Here is a 256-nt window from a genome sequence, read left to right on the forward strand (position 1 = left end):
CCCTTATCTTGCGAGAGATGCGCCATAATACGCAGTTCTATTTGGCTGTAATCGGCAGCCACAATTTTATATCCATCTGCGGCAATAAACGCTTCACGAATACGACGTCCTTCCTCTGAACGAATAGGAATATTTTGTAAATTAGGATCGCTTGAGCTTAATCGACCCGTTGCTGTTACCGCTTGGTGATAAGAAGTATGCACTCGCTGCGTGCGTTCATTGACTATCAAGGGTAACTTATCGGTGTAGGTTGATT

1 protein-coding gene is annotated in these 256 nt (G+C 44.1%); it reads right to left on the reverse strand.

What is annotated here, in order from left to right; genetic code table 11:
• Positions 1–256: DNA polymerase (locus AAEY78_RS13930; RefSeq protein ID WP_352339962.1), on the reverse strand; the 256-nt coding region annotated here is incomplete at both ends.

This window comes from Psychrobacter sp. 16-MNA-CIBAN-0192, assembly GCF_040309565.1.
Lineage (GTDB): Bacteria > Pseudomonadota > Gammaproteobacteria > Pseudomonadales > Moraxellaceae > Psychrobacter.